The following is a 17,018-nucleotide window of genomic DNA, read 5'->3' as shown; positions in this document are numbered from 1 at the left end:
AGCAACACAATGAGCGTCTGCGTAGCTCTATTGGCAAAGTCGTCTGCGTGGGGCGTAACTATGCGGCGCATGCAGAAGAGCTTGGCAATGAAGTGCCGTCATCGCCCATACTGTTTATGAAGCCCGCCTCTTCTGTGGTATCTACTCGCCATGATGTGATCCGTCCCAATCCAGAGATATTCGGCGGGACGCATTACGAGGCTGAGCTATGTATTCAGCTGTCAGCTGACCTGTCGATGGCAACGATTGAGGAGGCACAGCAGGCGATTGGCGGGGTGACCTTGGGGCTGGATTTGACCTTGCGTGATTTGCAGAGCATCCTTAAAGAAAAAGGTCATCCATGGGAGCGTGCTAAGTGTTTTGATGGGGCATGCGTGCTTGCTGACTGGATCGACCCGCAAGCGTTTGGCAATCTTCAGAATGTACATTATCAGCTCACCATCAATGATAAGCTGGCGCAAGACGGTGATAGTGCTTTGATGCTGTTCCCTGTCTATGAGCTGCTGGTCAACATCAGCCATGCTTTTAGCTTACAGGCAGGTGATGTGATTATGACTGGCACACCAAGCGGCGTGGGTGTACTACAAGCAGGCGATAAGCTCAAACTAACATTGGGTGCTCATGAATGGGTAACACAAGTGCAGTAAGCTTGCTAAATGAACCAGTACTAGTCGTCATAAATATCAAAAAGCCCTGAGCCGTTGCTTGGGGCTTTTATTTTTTAGACTTTATATATTTTTTCAAAATTTTTAATCCTTATATCTCTCAATAATTGTTTGTAAAATTATTTGTCATGAGTTTGTCATCTATCGTTCAGCGTGCTGTCATAAAGAGTCAGTAGACTTAAGCGGAATTCGTATTTTTGTGGTTGTAATGTGACGCCGCGACCCACTCTCCGCCAATCTAGCCCAATAGCAAGGTGACTGATAATGACATTATTGAATAAAGAACTAGAGCTCGCTCACGAAATCGTTGAAGATTCAAACCCTACTAATAATACTGATTTTCAGACGGTTATTAATCGCCGTCTGAATCGCCGTAGTATTCTAAAAGGTGGTACAGGGTTGACGGCAGCAGCGTTTTTTGGCGCGCTACCTTTGGTTGGTTGTAGTGATGACGATGACAATATCAGCAGTCCTATCGTCGAAAATGGCGATGATGCTGCTATTCCGGCGCAGGGTGATTTGAAGCGTCCTGAAACCTTAAAGTTTAAGGCCGTAGCGCACTCAACTGCTGAGACGATGACGGTGGCAGAAGGTTACAAGGCAGAGATGATACTGCCGCTTGGCACACCGCTGATGCCTGGCCTTGACGACTGGAAAGACAATCGTGAGCAGTCGGCAGAATCATTTGAATGGCGCATGGGCGATAACCATGATGGCATGTGGTTCTTTGGCAAAAACAACAATGCCTATGATGCCAAAGCCTCAGAGAATGGCCTACTGGTTATGAATCACGAATATGTGAATAGTGAGGAGCTAAGCCCGTTTGGCTATTATGTCATCGAAGATAAAGATGCTGCGCCTTTATTCCAACGCAGCCGCCTTGCCAGCGATGTGCGCCGTGAAGTCAACTGCCATGGTGTGGCCGTGGTTGAGATAAAGCGCCGCGCAAATGGCATGGGCTATGAGATGGTGCCAAACTCCAAATACAATCGACGTATCACTAGTAGTACGACCGCACAGTTGGCAGGCCCTGTGGCAGGTTCTGATTTGGTCAAAACCAAGTTTGACCCAACAGGTTTTCAGACGCGCGGCATTAATAATAACTGCGGTGCAGGCTTGTCACCTTGGGGCACTTACCTGACCACAGAAGAGAACTTCTTGGGTGTGTTTGCGCGCGGACAAGATGCCAGTCAGTTAAGCGCCAGTGATAACTATGGTCGCGAGCGTTACGGTGCACCAGAAAACTCTCCAGGCTCCAGATATCTATGGCACACTCCTGACGCCAAAGACGCCATCATCACAGACGAGTTTTCACGTTGGGATATGACTGCTGTTGGTGCTAGTGCTGCTGATGATTATCGTAATGGTTTCAATACCTTTGGCTATATCACTGAGATTGATCCGTTTGACCAAAACTCTACACCGCAAAAACGTACCGCCATGGGTCGATTTGCCCATGAAAACTGTGCCTATGCACCCGTTAAGCAAGGCAAACCTGTGGTATTTTATATGGGTGATGATGCGCGTGGCGAGTATATTTATAAGTTTGTCTCCAAAGCGATGTGGTCAAACAATGATATCGGTGGTGGCCTAAAAGCGGGTGATAAGTATCTCAACGAAGGCACACTATATGTTGCTATCTTTAATGAAGATGGTAGCGGTGAGTGGAAAGCACTTGTTCAAGGTCAAAATGGACTAGATGCCTTCAATAGTGCGTTACCATTTAATAGCCAAGATGAAGTGCTGGTCTATGCACGCGCTGCTGGCGATGCCGCTGGCGCCACCAAGATGGATCGACCAGAATGGGTATCGGTCAGTCCTATGACGGGCGATGTCTATGTGACATTGACCAACAATAAATATCGCGGTGTGCGTGATGACCAACCTTTATCAGCTGCCAACCCGCGTAGCTATCAAGTCAATGGCAAACCAAGTGGTAATGACAACGGTCATATCATTCGCTGGGCAGAGACGGGCGGCGATCATGCCGCAACCAGTTTTGAGTGGGATATCTATCTGTTTGGTGCACCAAGTAACTTGTCCGCAGAGAATTTATCGCAGTTAAGTGCTAGCAATGATCTGTCTTCTCCTGATGGTTTATATTTTGATCCACGTGGTGTGTTATGGATTCAAACGGACGATGGTGCGTATACCGACACTACCAGCTGTATGCTGCTTGCGGCATTACCGGGCAAAGTCAGCGATGGTACTACCATCACGACGTCAGCAGGACAGCAAACACGCATTGGCATGCCGGCTAGTAACGACAATATCAAACGCTTCTTTGTCGGCCCTGAAGGCTGCGAAGTCACCGGTATTACCATGACACCAGATTTCAAAACACTGTTTATCAACATTCAGCATCCAGGTAATACATGGGGTGCGGTCGCTGGCGGTAGTACTCCGCGCTCAGCAACAGTCATGATTACCAAAGAAGACGGCGATGTCATATTGGCGGAATCATTTGAGTCGGCAGCCAGCCCGGCATAGCTCGGTAAGCGCTAGATGACAAAATAGTAGAAAGGCATATTCACTAAATAAAAATCCCAAGTTTCGGCTTGGGATTTTTTCTTTTGATGCATATATTAGTTAATGCTTTAACAATAATAAAGATACCGTTTATCATCCATACGTCACTTTTGGTCACAAACGAACGCTAAAACTAAATCATTCGCTTCTATTTGCGACTGTTAAAGGATAGTATAGAAAAACCCCCTTTTCGCTAAACGTGCCAATACTATGAGCAGTCAAAATTTGTTTTATAACAACCGTGTTAGTGACAGTAGCGCTCAGAATGATAGCAGTTATACGCGTAATCGCCATGAGCTTGATGCGCATTTTGTCTCAGCTGATAGCGTGCCACGGCATGGTGATTTGTACGAGCAGATAGATCAACTCGAAGCCATCGATATGGATGAGCTGGTCAAATTATTGGCAGACGCAGAAGACAATGAGCAAACGACCAAAACCCCTGTCTCTTTGGCGGATTTTTTTGAAGGGTTGGCGCAGCTTGCGACCATGGGAGTGGTTGAGATGACTGAAATCGTCGAGTCCATTCATCGTGAAGTGATTCTACGTCCGTTAGGTCGATTCAACGACAAGCACCTAAATAAATGGCAGCGTGGTCTCACTGGGCGCATCTATGGCACGATACGTCATATCATGCTCATGGTCGGTAACAATCTGGCCTCTGTACTACGAATATACAAAAACTTTATCGTGCAAAAAACAGCTCAGCCGTTGCCTGACTCACTAAAAAAGCTGGTCAATGTCATCAATGGTGTCATGGGTGATCATCTGGTCAACAATCAAAATGCCCTCGCAATTCCGATGATGTTATATACCAAAGATGGTAAGCCCCAAAGTGAGCGGCTATCAGGGCGGATTGCTATTTTGTGCCATGGCTTGTGCATGAGTCACTTAAGCTGGCAGTCACAAGAAGGCAATAATCTGGGCGAGGCGATTCATATCAGTCAGCCCGATACCACCGTTCTGTACTTAGATTACAATACAGGTCGACGTATCTCACGCAGTGGTCGTAAATTCTCTCAATTACTACAGGACTTGGTCGATAATAACCCAAATATTACTCAGATAGATTTGGTGGGTCATAGCATGGGCGGCTTGGTGGCGCGCAGTGCGCTGTTTTATGGTGAGCAAGAGCGCCTAGATTGGATAAAGCGCGTGGGCAATCTCATCACCCTAGGCTCACCGCATCATGGGGCAGTGCTTGAGCGTATCGGTAATTATGTGCAAGACATCATCGCCAAGTTGCCATTTGCAGGCTCGCTTGCTAAGCTCGGTGATATGAGGAGTGCGGGCATTATTGATCTGCGTCATGGCAGTATTCGTGACGCTGACTGGAAAGCGTTAGAGGGACGCAGCGTATTACCACAAGACTTCCGTCATCCTGCGCGCCTGCCAAGTGGTATCAAAACTTACTTTGTCGCCAGTGCATTGATTGAGACACATTACGAATCTAAGATGACGGATTTGCTAGGAGACAGCTTGGTATCGGTCGCATCCGCGTTAGGTGAAGATGATGCCGAGCATGCGTTGTTTGTGCCAGATGGTCATAAAGCGGTGTTTTATGGCGTCAATCATCTTAACTTAATCCATAGCAGGCGAGTGCGTGAGCAAGTCGTTGAATGGCTGCTCGATAATGGTCTAAGCGACTATGCTGGACGTCCGCGCATACATTCTTATCCTAGAAGTTTGGCTGTGGCGGTGTAAGCTGGTGTTATTTAGCATTAAATGTATTAGTAGTTTTAAAGGTAAGTATGGTTGATTTTCTTATTAAGCTTTAAGGAGTCACTTTTTATTTGCTCTAAAAGCTCATTTAACTGGTCTATATTCTTTAGAAGCAAGTTACCTTGAATATTTTGCAGCCTTGTCTTTTCTTTATACGAATTTTTCTCACTTTCTGCAAGAAGATTTTTGATTTGCCCATTATTGTTGGTAGCTTGCGATAAAAAGGCTTCTCCCATAATATTGAGAGTTTTGTCTAAATTTTCTTTATTATATAAATCAAATTCTGTTCTGTAATGTACAAGCCAAATTAGAAATTTTTCGAAAAGGTCTGGGCTTATGACCGTAATATTTTTTGAAATGCTTTTATCTATAGCCAAATATATTGTTGATAACTCAGTATAAAGCCCTGACATTAAAAACCAATGACCTATCTTACTTTCTGTAGTCATTTCATTCCAGTTAGGAAATTTTGGGTGAGTTAGCTTTTCAAATGTAATAGTTAAGCTTAATAGTTCATCATAAACTGCTATTTTTCGATCAAATAACTTTTGATATGTTTGCTGTGATATTTGATGAAAATGCTCATTTTTAGTGAGTAGTTTTTCATGATCTTGTTCAAGTCGTTTTAAACGCTCATCAATAGCTGCTTGCTCTTTTCGTCCAATTCTTTCAAGGTAAATTTTACCGAGGTAGATTATAAGCCCACCTAAAACAGCATTGCCACCCAAATTGATAATCAATTCTTGCCAAAAATTACTCATAGCAAATACCCATACTTTAAAGACTTAGTATAGAACAAAAACCCCTCAAGCATGACACTTGAGGGGTTTTTATGAGGGCTGATGCTTAGTGATAAAAAACTAATCAGTAAATACCGCTGCTACATCATCTTTGTTGAATTTATAGACTTCACCGCAGAATCCGCAGTCCATCTCAAACGTACCGCCTTGCTCATCAACGATATCTAACGCTTCTGCTTCACCGATTTGCTCGATGGCCATCTCACACTTCTCGCGTGAGCACGTGCAACCAAACGCTAGGGGAGCAGGCTCAGGGGCGACAACGTTTTCTTCGTGATACAAGCGATACAGAATCTCATTGGCATCCAATGTCGTCAGCTCTTCTGCCTTGACCGTGCGCGTCAACACGCTCAGACGTGTCCATAGATCATCGTCGATACCCGCATCTTGGTTTTGCTCAACTTCAGACGTTTCTTCTGCAGTACGCGGTAACATCTGTACCAAGATACCACCCGCTTGCAAGCCATCAGATGCCAAGTTAATGAGCGTCGGAATCTGTGCTGATTGCTTTTGATAATGCGCCAAGCAGTCTGCCAGATTGTCGTGGCTACGCTCAACGATACCTTGGTACGCTTCGCCACCTTCAGGGTGAATATTAATGAACAATACCCCTTGTCCCATAGCACCCAGCTCAGCAAAGGCATCTTTGGCATGGATCATATTGTCCCAAGCCTGCACTTGCTCATCCGTCTCGCCTTTCCAGCTGGCAAGCGCACGGATGATACCGTCTTGATCGCATTCTGCCATCGCCCAATTCAGCAAGCTATCGCTGTCTGATGATTGCAACTGGATAGAGAGACGACCGTTAATTTTGACGGTACTGATAAGTAAACTCGCTGCCGTCAGCATCTCGCCCAATAAGCGTTTGATGGCTTCAGGGTAGGGCTTTTGGGCAATCGTACTGGCGTAACTGCGTGATAGGCGCACCACATCACCGCGCACGGGCGAGTCTTCAATAAAAAAACGTTGGCGTATGTCGTTGTCGCTATGAGTGCCAGCAGTTTGGCTGTCCGTATTCGGGACTTGAGTATCTTGTGTCATAAGTCATTTGTAGTATTAAGAAGTTGTTAGCTTTATGGGGACTATGGCCAATTTATCAATCGTAGCAACCACAATATTATGATTACAATGTTTTCTTGATTACATGTACCAATGAGGGACAAATCTAGGTATGAATGAGTCAGCTATCTGTCTATTTCTATAGTAATGCAGTAATTGGGAACCAGCGGCTTTTAGGTAAAAAATAAATATATTCCAAAATATCACTTCCTTCAAAAAAATTTACCATCTGGCATAAATTTGTTGTACAGTAACATTGAGTTGCATTGTGACAAACAACAGCAACAACCGTACGGATGCGGAGCAATGAGGTCGGTCAATCAGACTCGTGTCTTCAAAGCACTCATTCAATCTTGTGATAAAAGCTTGCGATAAAAGGATGTATTTCATGACCCACTTATTTTCTAAACCATTAACGTTGTCAGCCTTTATGGCATTGGGCTTAGTTGGTTGTAACAACAGTAGCCAGACCAATACAGAAGCTGCGCCAGCAGATGACGCCACGACGACAGAAGCAGCTGCCACTGATACCAACGGCACGCTACAAAAAATCAAAGACTCAGGCACCATCGTCGTTGGTCACCGTGACTCCTCTATTCCATTTTCTTATATTGCTGATGATCCTAATCAGCCTATCGGCTATGCCCACGATTTAGAAATGAAAGTCGTTGAAGCCGTTAAGCAAAAGCTAAACATGCCAGATCTCAACGTCCGTTATAACTTAATCACCTCGCAAACGCGTATTCCATTAGTACAAAATGGTACGGTGGATTTTGAGTGTGGCTCAACCACCAACAACGAAGAGCGCCAAAAACAAGTGGCATTCTCTAATGGTTTCTTTGAGATTGGTACGCGTCTATTGACCAACAAAGACTCTGGTATTCAGAATTTTGAAGACCTAAAAGGCAAAACCCTTGTCACCACGGCAGGGACGACCTCAGAGCGTTATATCCGTCAATACGATGCTGACAACAATATGGATATGAATATCATCTCAGCAAAAGATCACGGCGAAGCCTTTTTGATGTTAGAAAATGGTCGTGCTGATGCCTTTATGATGGATGATGTGTTGCTCGCAGGCGAAAAAGCCAAAGCCAAAAATCCTGATGAATGGGTTATCGTTGGTGAGCCACAATCGTTTGAGATTTATGGCTGTATGATGCGTAAAGACGATCCTGAATTCAAAGCCGTCGTCAATGAAGCGTTAAATAATGTCTTTAGCTCAGGCGAAATCAATAGCATTTATGACAAGTGGTTCTTGAACCCTGTCCCACCGAAAAACGTCAATCTAAACTTTGAGATGTCTGACAACTTAAAAGCGTTGATTGCCAATCCGCATGACGGTGCTCAGCCAAAAGTGGCGACCGCTCAATAAGCTCTTTGTCCCTCAATATGGCTTGTCTATAGGTCAGATATTATGTGTCTGACCTATAGTCTTATGAATCGCTGCTCGGAGAGACAACCATGAATTATAGCTGGAACTGGGGCGTGCTCTTTGAGCAAACTGGTATCGGTCACGAGCTTTATATCCATTGGATGATTACAGGTCTTGGCTGGCTGCTATTAATCGGCAGTATCGCATGGGCCATCGCCATGGTCGTCGGTACCATCTTAGGCATCATGCGCACGCTGCCGAGCAAGACGGCTCGTACGATTGGTACGGCTTATGTGACATTCTTTCGCAATATTCCATTGCTGGTACAACTGTTCTTTTGGTTTTACATCGCACCCGGCTGGCTCACGCCCACGATACAAGAATGGTGGTATAAGGACTTGTCGCCAAATACCTCAGCCATGCTATCGGCAAGTATCGGTCTTGGCTTATTTACCGCTGCTCGTATCGTTGAGCAAGTTCGTACAGGGATTGAATCCCTACCTGATGGGCAGACCAATGCCGCATATGCACTGGGTTTTAGTATTCCGCAAGTCTACAAAGAAGTGCTGCTACCACAAGCCTTTCGTATTATCTTGCCGCCGCTTAGCTCGGAGCTGACCAACTGCTTCAAAAACGCCTCTGTCGCCTCGCTCGTTGGGGTAATGGAGCTGATCAGTCAAACCAAAACCATCAGTGAATACACGCAGAACAGTATTGAGATTTATACCTACGCGACGATTATTTACCTCGTTTTCAATTTATCATTGATTGCTCTGATGGGGCTTATCGAGCGTAAATTGCGTGTGCCTGGGCTTATTGCGGGAGGTCAGAAATGAATATGATGACCGAATTGGCAACAGCCTATCCTGGTTTGATGGGCGGTATGATCACTACCTTAAAAGTGCTGTTCTTGGCAATTATTGGTGGTATTAGTTTGGGTACCGTATTGGCGTTGATGCGCTTGTCTGGTATCAAAGCGCTTGAAGTGCCTTCGAGGCTATACGTCAACTATTTCCGCTCAGTGCCGCTGCTCTTGGTACTACTGTGGTTTTATTTTGCTGTACCGATGATTTATTTTTGGATAGCAGGTAAGTATCTACAAATCAATGCCGCTTTTGCCTCTTGTGTGGTGGCCTTCATGATGTTTGAGGCTGCCTACTTTTCAGAAGTGGTGCGTGCGGGTATTCAATCGATCGGTAGCGGTCAGGTCAATGCTGCCAAAGCGCTTGGCATGACTTACGGGCAGACCATGCGTCTGGTCATCTTGCCGCAAGCCTTTCGCAAAATGCTACCGCTGATTTTGCAGCAGTGTATTATTTTATTCCAAGATACGACGTTGGTGTTTGCTATTGGTTTGACGGATTTTTTCCGCGCCGCTTACGTCCGCGGTGAGCTCATGGGCTTACTCACCCCTTATATCTTAGGTGCTGGCGCTGTCTACTTTGTGATTAGCTTAAGTGCGTCTATGGGCGTGCAGCAGCTACAAAAGCGTTTGCGGTTTTAATAGATGTCTCGCTTAAGATTTTGAGCGTTAAGATTGTGGTTTGGTATTTTGTTTTAATTTTTAAACGACGGTTATCGATAATAATGTGGTTAGGAGCCAGTGATGAGCAATGCTGATACATACATAAATTCCTTTGGTGGACTGGTGACTAACAATGGCCATGCGACTGATGAGATGGTCATTCAAATGTCCAATGTCAGCAAATGGTACGGCGACTTTCAAGTACTAACTGACTGTACTGCCCACGTGCATAAAGGGGACGTGGTCGTCGTTTGTGGCCCTTCAGGTAGTGGTAAATCGACGCTGATTAAGACAGTTAATGGGCTTGAGCCTTTTCAAAAAGGTAACATCACGGTCAACGGCATCTCTGTCGGTGATTCAAAAACAAATCTGCCTAAGCTGCGTAGCCGTGTCGGCATGGTGTTTCAGCATTTTGAATTGTTTCCGCATTTGACCATTATTGACAATTTGACAGTGGCTCAGATTAAGGTCTTGGGCCGTAAAGAAAGTGAGGCGAAGCAAAAGGCCATGGCGTATCTAGACCGCGTTGGTCTGACGGTACAAGCGGCAAAATACCCAGCCGAGCTCTCTGGCGGTCAGCAGCAGCGGGTGGCGATTGCCCGCGCACTGGCTATGGATCCTGTGGCGATGCTCTTTGATGAGCCAACCTCAGCGCTCGATCCTGAGATGATTCAAGAGGTGCTTGACGTCATGGTCGAGCTGGCGCGTGAGGGCATGACCATGATGTGCGTGACCCATGAGATGGGTTTTGCCAGTCAGGTTGCCAATCGCATTATCTTTATGGATGAAGGGCATATCGTTGAGAACTGTAGTAAAGACGAATTCTTTGAAGGGGCGAAAAGTGATCGTGCGCAGATGTTCTTATCGAAGATTTTGAATCATTAATCACCTTGGCTGTATTGATGCTAGTGCTTCAAACATAAATGAAATCATCAATAAAGAGCGTCTATTAATAGGCGCTTTTTTATGGGTGTTAATCTAGCAATTTGGTTTATAGTCAATCAATATTAAAAGTGGTACAAGGCAGACGAGTGCAAGTACTACAGTAGTAGGCTAAACGAGTCTAACGCTGTAACACTTTAATAGTGGTTCGACTATAGATGAATATGTGATTGGTTATACGGTTAGATAGGTGAGTGCATGTCTGTTTACTGATACAATGGCGCTCATCCTTTTTGATAATTAGAATAATTCATAAACCATATTGGAGTTTTTATGAGCGTAGACAATCTATCTGTAGCATCGGCAACCTCATCAAAAAATGGCGTTGTCATCATTGGCGCAGGCTTGGCAGGCTGGCATGTGATTGATGCGATTCGTGCAAAAGATGCAGATATTCCGATTACCTTGATCACCTCCGATAGTGGCGATCGTTATCACAAGCCGATGCTGACCATGGCGATCAGCCAAAACAAGCGCGCATCAGACCTAGTACGAGCAACAGGTAGCGATGCGGCAAAAACCGCAGGCGTGACCTTGCTGGCTGACACACAGGTCACAGATATTGATACGGCTACCCAGCAGTTACAGCTTATCTCTGCTAATAGGCCAAATCCCGCCCACACGGATTATGCGACGATCAGCTATGGTAAGTTGGTGCTGGCGATGGGCGCGCATCCTATTTTCCCCAAAAGCTTGCCAGAGGATTTGGTCTGGCATGTCAATCATATCGAGCAGTTCGGTCAGCTACAAGAAAAGCTGGCAACTGGTAGCCAGCATGTCGCCATCGTTGGCGCTGGTATGGTCGGGACAGAAATCGCGGAAGACTTGCTAAAAGCAGGTCATCAAGTGACCTTGATTGATTTGAACGATGCGCCGTTATCACAGATGCTACCAGCCAAAGCGACGGCACGTATTGCCAAAGCAATTGAGTCACAAGGTATTCAGTTTTTGGGCGGCTCTCAAGTCTCTGCTGTTACCCGCGTGAGTGGCAATGACGACAGCAGCGATAGCGAAAAGCTAAGAGTAGACTACGCACCGCTCGCCTCAGCCGAAGGCAGTACCGATGCAGAGCAACCTGAGCCATTGATCGTAGACCATGTGATTGCCAGTACAGGTCTGACCGTCGACGGGCAACTACCAGCGGCAGCGGGCGTTACGTTTGACCGTCGTACAGGTATTGTGGTTGATGAAGCGACATTGCGCACCGACACTGCACACATCTATGCCATTGGTGATTGTATGTCTATCAATGGGGTTGCCTGTCGTTATGTGGCGCCACTACGCGCACAGGCTGCGACCATCGCTGATGATATCTTAGGGCACGAGCACAGCGGTTATGATCATAAACCACCAATGATTCGCCTAAAGAACAAAGCGATTTCGGTGATGGTAACGGGTGTGCCAAACGCGGCTGGGAATTGGCAAGTGAAGACGGAGAGTGATGAAGAACTCATCATGGACTTGTTAGATGACACTGATGCAGTGAGCGCAACGGTGACAATCAAAGCGCCTGCCACTCCCAAAGCATCCTGATAGACTTGTTTAAAAAGCAAGTTTAAAAGATCACGTTACTGATTGAGCCAGCCCATTCCTTATGATGTGGCTGGCTTTTTTATTTCAAAAACCTGCCATGTTTTTGTGGTATCTTTTTTTAATCAAGGTCTTTAAATAACCAATTAAATGATACATACCGTATTGATATTGTTGACATGCTTTCATTTATAGCGTTATAGTAGCTGAATACTATATCAGACCGAATCAAGGAAGAAGGTTTGCTCGCCAGCGATTAATCAGCACTATCTATGAATACTATAAAAAGTAAAACGAAAGGACTCGTTATGACTCAAAACTCTAATTTCGATGCGACTCACGTTGATTTCGATGCTATTTTAGATAATATCCCTAGTATCAATATGGGCGCACGTTCAGTAAATGCGCCGCTCACCCAAAGCTATGATAAAGGTCCTGATGTGCCGCTGATTGAAGCGACAATCGGCGACTTTTTTGATGCCATTGTGTCCAAATATCCAGATCGTGAAGCGCTGGTCGTCTGTCATCAAAATATTCGCTGGACATATCGTGAGCTACAGCAGCAGGTCAATCAGCTAGCCAGTAGTATGATTGAAATGGGGCTTGAGATTGGCGATCGCATCGGGATTTGGTCACACAACAATGCTGAATGGTTGCTGATGCAATTGGCCACCGCAAAAGTCGGCGTTATCCTTGTCAATATCAACCCTGCCTACCGTACCTTTGAGCTGCAATATGCCCTGAACAAACTCGGCTGCTCAGCACTGGTGCTTATGCGTCATTTTAAAACCAGTGATTATGCCAGCTTGATTCGTGAGCTCTGTCCTGAGATTTACCATAAAGATTATACCCAGCTTGATTTGGTTGAGATTCCAACGATCGAGCGTATCATTTGGATTGATGAGCCAGACTCTGATGAGGAGTTTGGTTTCATGCAAAAGTTCTCTGCATGGATGGCGGAAGGCGACGCCAACGATCCACGCGTGGCCGAGCGTCAAGCCCAGCTCAAAAATACTGATGCCATCAACGTGCAGTTCACCAGTGGCACGACAGGCACACCAAAAGGCGCAACCTTAAGCCATCGAAATATCCTTAATAACGGCTACTTCATTGGTGAGGCCATGAATCTCACGGAAGCCGACAGACTGTGCATTCCAGTACCCTTGTATCATTGCTTTGGCATGGTGCTTGGTAATCTCGCGATTCTCACGCACGGCGGCTGTATCGTCTATCCAAACGATGGCTTTGAGCCATTAACGGTATTAAAAGCGGTTGAAGAAGAGAAATGTACAGGTCTACATGGCGTGCCGACGATGTTTATCGCGGAGCTTGACCATCCTGAATTTGAAAACTTTGATTTATCTACCTTGCGTACAGGCATCATGGCAGGTTCCAGCTGTCCGATTGAGGTCATGCGCCGCGTCATCGATAAGATGCATATGAGTGAAGTCACCATTGCCTATGGTATGACAGAGACCAGTCCAGTCTCTTGCCAGACCAATGAGCACACCCCTCTTGAGAAGCAAGTCTCGACCGTAGGATTGGTACAGCCTGCACTTGAGGTAAAAGTGATCGACACCGAGACGGGCGAGATTGTGCCTATCGGGGAGACTGGCGAGCTACTCACGCGTGGTTATTCAGTGATGAAAGGCTATTGGGGTAGCCGTTTTAAAACGCGAGAAGCCATTCAAGATGGTTGGATGCACACGGGTGATTTGGCAACGATGGATGAAGACGGCTATGTGAAAATCGTCGGCCGGAGTAAAGACATGGTGATTCGCGGTGGTGAAAACATCTATCCAGTCGAGATCGAAAACTACCTTTATCGTCATCCAAAAATTCGCGATGTGCAAATCGTTGGGATACCCGACGAGCGTTATGGTGAAGTGCTCGCAGCGTGGATTATTCCTAAAGAGCCGGGCTGCTTGACCGAAGAGGAAGTCCGTGAATTCTGCAGCGAGCATATCGCTCATTATAAAGTGCCAGCTTACTATCGCTTTGTCACTGAGTATCCAATGACCATCACGGGCAAGATTCAAAAGTATAAAATCATTGAGCAAATGAAAGAAGAGTTGGGTTTGTCGTAAGCTTATTTATCAGCTCTAAAACACTAAAGATGAACTATGTGAGTCATACTTAAAAAATAGCAGTTGGATCATTCATATAAAAGCTACTCGCATTTACGTATCTATGTATCAAAGAAAAGGGATATCATGAGCGCTATCATAACCAGTAAACTGAGTCCAAACTCAAGCGACTTTCAGCAAAACAGTGCGGCGATGCAAGCGATCGTTGACGATTTATATGTGCACCTGCGTAAAGTTGCCCAAGGCGGCTCAGAGCGCGCCCGTGCCAAGCATCTAGCACGTGGCAAGCTACTACCACGCGAGCGTGTCGAGCGTTTGCTTGATGTGGGTACGCCGTTTTTGGAAGTGGCGCCGATGGCCGCTCATGACATGTATGGCGAAGAGATTCCAGCGGCTGGCGTGATTGCGGGTATTGGCCGTATCAATGGTATTGAGTGTATGATTGTCTGTAATGATGCCACGGTAAAAGGTGGCACCTACTACCCAATGACAGTCAAAAAGCATTTGCGCGCTCAAGAGATTGCGCAAGAAAATCATTTGCCGTGTGTTTATTTGGTTGATTCAGGTGGTGCTAATTTACCCAACCAAGATGACGTGTTCCCTGATAAAGAGCATTTTGGCCGTATCTTCTTTAATCAAGCCAACCTCAGTGCAGCATGTATTCCGCAGATTGCTGTGGTCATGGGTAGCTGTACGGCTGGTGGTGCGTATGTGCCTGCGATGAGCGATGAGTCTATTATTGTTAAAGAGCAAGGCACCATCTTTTTGGGTGGTCCGCCACTGGTAAAGGCCGCAACAGGCGAAGAGGTTACCGCAGAGGATTTGGGCGGTGGCGATGTGCATACGCGGCTATCAGGCGTGGTCGATCACTTAGCGCAAAACGATACTCATGCGTTATCCATCGCCCGTAATATTGTCAGTCATTTGAATCGCCCTGCCAAACACATTCCTAATCAAATTACGCCGCGACCGCCACGTTATGACGCCAAAGAACTGTACGGCGTAATTCCGACGGACAAGCGCAAGCCATTTGATATCAAAGAAATCATCGCGCGTATCGTTGATGACAGTGCATTTGATGAGTTCAAAGCGCGTTTTGGCACGACATTAGTGTGTGGATTTGCGCATATCGAAGGGATGCCTGTGGGTATCATTGCTAATAACGGCATTCTATTTAGTGAGTCGGCGCAAAAAGGCACGCATTTCATCGAGCTGTGCTGTAAGCGCAAAATTCCATTGGTATTCCTCCAGAATATCACAGGCTTTATGGTTGGGCGTAAATACGAAAACGAAGGCATTGCCCGCCACGGTGCCAAAATGGTGATGGCAGTTGCCAATGCCAAAGTACCGAAATTCACCGTCATCGTTGGTGGCTCGTTTGGCGCGGGTAACTACGGTATGTGTGGCCGTGCTTACAGTCCGCGCTTTTTGTGGATGTGGCCAAATGCCCGTATCTCTGTCATGGGCGGTGAGCAAGCAGCCTCGGTCTTGGCAACGGTCAAGCGTGACAATTTTGAACGTAAGGGTGAAGCGTGGAGTGAGGAAGATGAGGCGGCATTTAAAGCACCAATTCGTGAAATGTATGAAGCGCAAGGTCATCCCTATTATGCCACCGCGCGTATGTGGGACGATGGCGTGATTGATCCTGCTGATACCCGTCATGTATTGGCATTGGGACTGAGCGCTGCCTATAACGCCCCGATTGAAGAGACGACGTTTGGTGTCTTTAGAATGTAAGCGCTAAGGTCTGCTCGTGATGAGAGAGTGGTGCGACAATCTTTTTAAATACGATTCTACCGCGACATCGGGTTTTGACATCTTACTTTCTTATATGAGCATTATGATGGATGACCCAAACGTTGGGCTAAGTATTTACATAGACATATAAATAGGAACATAGAGAAAGTTATGAAAGAAGCAAAATCAAAAAATAGTAATAATTATAAAAGTCTATTAGTCGATATAAAACAACACATCGCTACCGTGACGTTGAATCGTCCCGAGATACGCAATGCCTTTAATGACGAGATGATCGCCGAGTTGACAGATGCCTTCACCACCCTTGGTGTGGATGACGAGGTGCGTGTCATTGTACTCGCGGCAGCTGGCAAAGCGTTCTGTGCGGGTGCCGATCTAAACTGGATGCGCGCCATGGCGGACTATAGCTATGAAGAGAATTTAGCGGATGCGGATAAATTGGCGCAAATGCTCAAGACGATTTATGAATGTCCCAAGCCGACGATTGCGGCAATCCAAGGCGATGTCTATGCAGGTGGTATGGGTCTCGTTGCCGTCTGTGATGTGGCCATCGCCGTGAAAATTGCCAATTTTTGCCTGAGCGAAGTGCGTTTGGGCTTGGCACCTGCGACCATCAGTCCTTATGTCATCCGAGCGATGGGCGCTAGAGCTGCGCAGCGTTACTTCTTAAGTGCAGAAGTGTTTGATGCCAAAAAAGCACGTCAGCTTGGCTTTATCCATGAGCGCGTCAGCGAAGAGTGGCTGGATGATGAGGTAGCGACACTTTGTGCCAAAATGGTCAAAAATAGTCCCGATGCGGTCAAGACATGCAAACAGCTATTACATGATATAGCAGGCGCGCCTATCACTGATGAGCTGATTGCCGACACGGTCAAAGGAATTGCTGATATTCGCTCATCAACACAAGGAAAGGAGGGCGTGCAAGCCTTTTTGCAAAAGCGGAAGCCTGACTGGCTAACGGCAGACTAACGATAAACGAATAGATAAACGGACAAATAGACAAGACGTCAAATAATAACGACAAGA

The 17,018-nt window shown here is 46.1% G+C and carries 13 protein-coding genes; 11 read left to right on the top strand and 2 right to left on the bottom strand.

The genetic code is table 11. The features are described from left to right. The first annotated feature begins 17 nt into the window (after positions 1 to 17). The 3 genes from AC58CZ_RS07805 to AC58CZ_RS07795 all read left to right on the top strand — a co-directional run bounded on the left by AC58CZ_RS07805 (position 18) and on the right by AC58CZ_RS07795 (position 4,898). On the top strand, positions 18 to 647 hold the full coding sequence (locus AC58CZ_RS07805) for a fumarylacetoacetate hydrolase family protein (protein WP_494224132.1): 630 nt from the start codon (positions 18 to 20) through the stop codon (positions 645 to 647). A gap of 282 nt (positions 648 to 929) precedes the next feature. Beyond that, a complete protein-coding gene (locus AC58CZ_RS07800; protein WP_494224065.1) occupies positions 930 to 3,155 on the top strand; it encodes an alkaline phosphatase PhoX in 2,226 nt (741 codons plus the stop codon). Between the two features lie 249 nt (positions 3,156 to 3,404). Next, complete coding sequence (locus AC58CZ_RS07795; RefSeq protein WP_494224066.1) at positions 3,405 to 4,898, top strand: alpha/beta fold hydrolase; 1,494 nt, start codon at positions 3,405 to 3,407, stop codon at positions 4,896 to 4,898. Between the two features lie 35 nt (positions 4,899 to 4,933). Here the strand turns inward: AC58CZ_RS07795 and AC58CZ_RS07790 are convergent, their stop codons facing one another. Both AC58CZ_RS07790 and hslO read right to left on the bottom strand, forming a co-directional pair. Next, positions 4,934 to 5,677: a hypothetical protein gene (locus tag AC58CZ_RS07790; RefSeq protein ID WP_494224067.1), complete on the bottom strand. Its 744-nt coding sequence runs from the start codon at positions 5,675 to 5,677 to the stop codon at positions 4,934 to 4,936. 99 nt (positions 5,678 to 5,776) lie between these two features. After that, positions 5,777 to 6,757, bottom strand: a complete 981-nt coding sequence (gene hslO / locus AC58CZ_RS07785) for an Hsp33 family molecular chaperone HslO (RefSeq protein WP_494224068.1) — start codon at positions 6,755 to 6,757, stop codon at positions 5,777 to 5,779. 406 nt (positions 6,758 to 7,163) lie between these two features. Here hslO and AC58CZ_RS07780 point away from each other — a divergent pair, with 406 nt between their 5' ends. From AC58CZ_RS07780 to AC58CZ_RS07745, 8 genes are all read left to right on the top strand, one after another. Continuing rightward, on the top strand, positions 7,164 to 8,150 hold the full coding sequence (locus tag AC58CZ_RS07780; protein ID WP_494224069.1) for a glutamate/aspartate ABC transporter substrate-binding protein: 987 nt from the start codon (positions 7,164 to 7,166) through the stop codon (positions 8,148 to 8,150). Between the two features lie 89 nt (positions 8,151 to 8,239). Continuing rightward, positions 8,240 to 8,986, top strand: coding sequence for an ABC transporter permease subunit (locus AC58CZ_RS07775; protein ID WP_494224070.1), 747 nt, complete (start codon positions 8,240 to 8,242; stop codon positions 8,984 to 8,986). Continuing rightward, complete coding sequence (locus tag AC58CZ_RS07770) at positions 8,983 to 9,654, top strand: ABC transporter permease subunit (RefSeq protein ID WP_494224071.1); 672 nt, start codon at positions 8,983 to 8,985, stop codon at positions 9,652 to 9,654. Before AC58CZ_RS07775 ends, AC58CZ_RS07770 begins: the two co-directional genes overlap by 4 nt. A 174-nt stretch (positions 9,655 to 9,828) precedes the next feature. Then, on the top strand, positions 9,829 to 10,560 hold the full coding sequence (locus AC58CZ_RS07765; RefSeq protein ID WP_494224133.1) for an ATP-binding cassette domain-containing protein: 732 nt from the start codon (positions 9,829 to 9,831) through the stop codon (positions 10,558 to 10,560). A 330-nt stretch (positions 10,561 to 10,890) separates the two neighbouring features. Next, entirely contained in the window at positions 10,891 to 12,150 is a 1,260-nt protein-coding gene (locus AC58CZ_RS07760; RefSeq protein WP_494224072.1) for an FAD-dependent oxidoreductase, read from the top strand. Positions 12,151 to 12,455: 305 nt separating this feature from the next. Beyond that, positions 12,456 to 14,234 (top strand): AMP-binding protein, encoded by a 1,779-nt coding sequence (locus AC58CZ_RS07755; RefSeq protein WP_494224073.1) that lies wholly within the window; start codon positions 12,456 to 12,458, stop codon positions 14,232 to 14,234. Positions 14,235 to 14,360: 126 nt separating this feature from the next. Then, a complete protein-coding gene (locus tag AC58CZ_RS07750; protein WP_494224074.1) occupies positions 14,361 to 15,971 on the top strand; it encodes a carboxyl transferase domain-containing protein in 1,611 nt (536 codons plus the stop codon). A gap of 171 nt (positions 15,972 to 16,142) precedes the next feature. After that, positions 16,143 to 16,961, top strand: coding sequence for an enoyl-CoA hydratase-related protein (locus AC58CZ_RS07745; RefSeq protein ID WP_494224075.1), 819 nt, complete (start codon positions 16,143 to 16,145; stop codon positions 16,959 to 16,961). Positions 16,962 to 17,018 lie beyond the last annotated feature (57 nt).

The sequence above is a fragment of the Psychrobacter sp. CR212 genome, assembly GCF_059693765.1.
The sequence above is the reverse complement of the archived record's forward strand: the minus strand, read 5'-3'. Positions and strand labels throughout refer to the sequence as shown.

Coding starts and splice junctions, on each gene's coding strand:
- AC58CZ_RS07800 (WP_494224065.1), top strand. CDS start 930: ATGACATTATTGAATAAAGAACTAGAGCTCGCTCACGAAATCGTTGAA.
- AC58CZ_RS07780 (WP_494224069.1), top strand. CDS start 7,164: ATGACCCACTTATTTTCTAAACCATTAACGTTGTCAGCCTTTATGGCA.
- hslO (WP_494224068.1), bottom strand. CDS start 6,757: ATGACACAAGATACTCAAGTCCCGAATACGGACAGCCAAACTGCTGGC.
- AC58CZ_RS07750 (WP_494224074.1), top strand. CDS start 14,361: ATGAGCGCTATCATAACCAGTAAACTGAGTCCAAACTCAAGCGACTTT.
- AC58CZ_RS07795 (WP_494224066.1), top strand. CDS start 3,405: ATGAGCAGTCAAAATTTGTTTTATAACAACCGTGTTAGTGACAGTAGC.
- AC58CZ_RS07775 (WP_494224070.1), top strand. CDS start 8,240: ATGAATTATAGCTGGAACTGGGGCGTGCTCTTTGAGCAAACTGGTATC.
- AC58CZ_RS07745 (WP_494224075.1), top strand. CDS start 16,143: ATGAAAGAAGCAAAATCAAAAAATAGTAATAATTATAAAAGTCTATTA.
- AC58CZ_RS07755 (WP_494224073.1), top strand. CDS start 12,456: ATGACTCAAAACTCTAATTTCGATGCGACTCACGTTGATTTCGATGCT.
- AC58CZ_RS07760 (WP_494224072.1), top strand. CDS start 10,891: ATGAGCGTAGACAATCTATCTGTAGCATCGGCAACCTCATCAAAAAAT.
- AC58CZ_RS07765 (WP_494224133.1), top strand. CDS start 9,829: ATGGTCATTCAAATGTCCAATGTCAGCAAATGGTACGGCGACTTTCAA.
- AC58CZ_RS07770 (WP_494224071.1), top strand. CDS start 8,983: ATGAATATGATGACCGAATTGGCAACAGCCTATCCTGGTTTGATGGGC.
- AC58CZ_RS07790 (WP_494224067.1), bottom strand. CDS start 5,677: ATGAGTAATTTTTGGCAAGAATTGATTATCAATTTGGGTGGCAATGCT.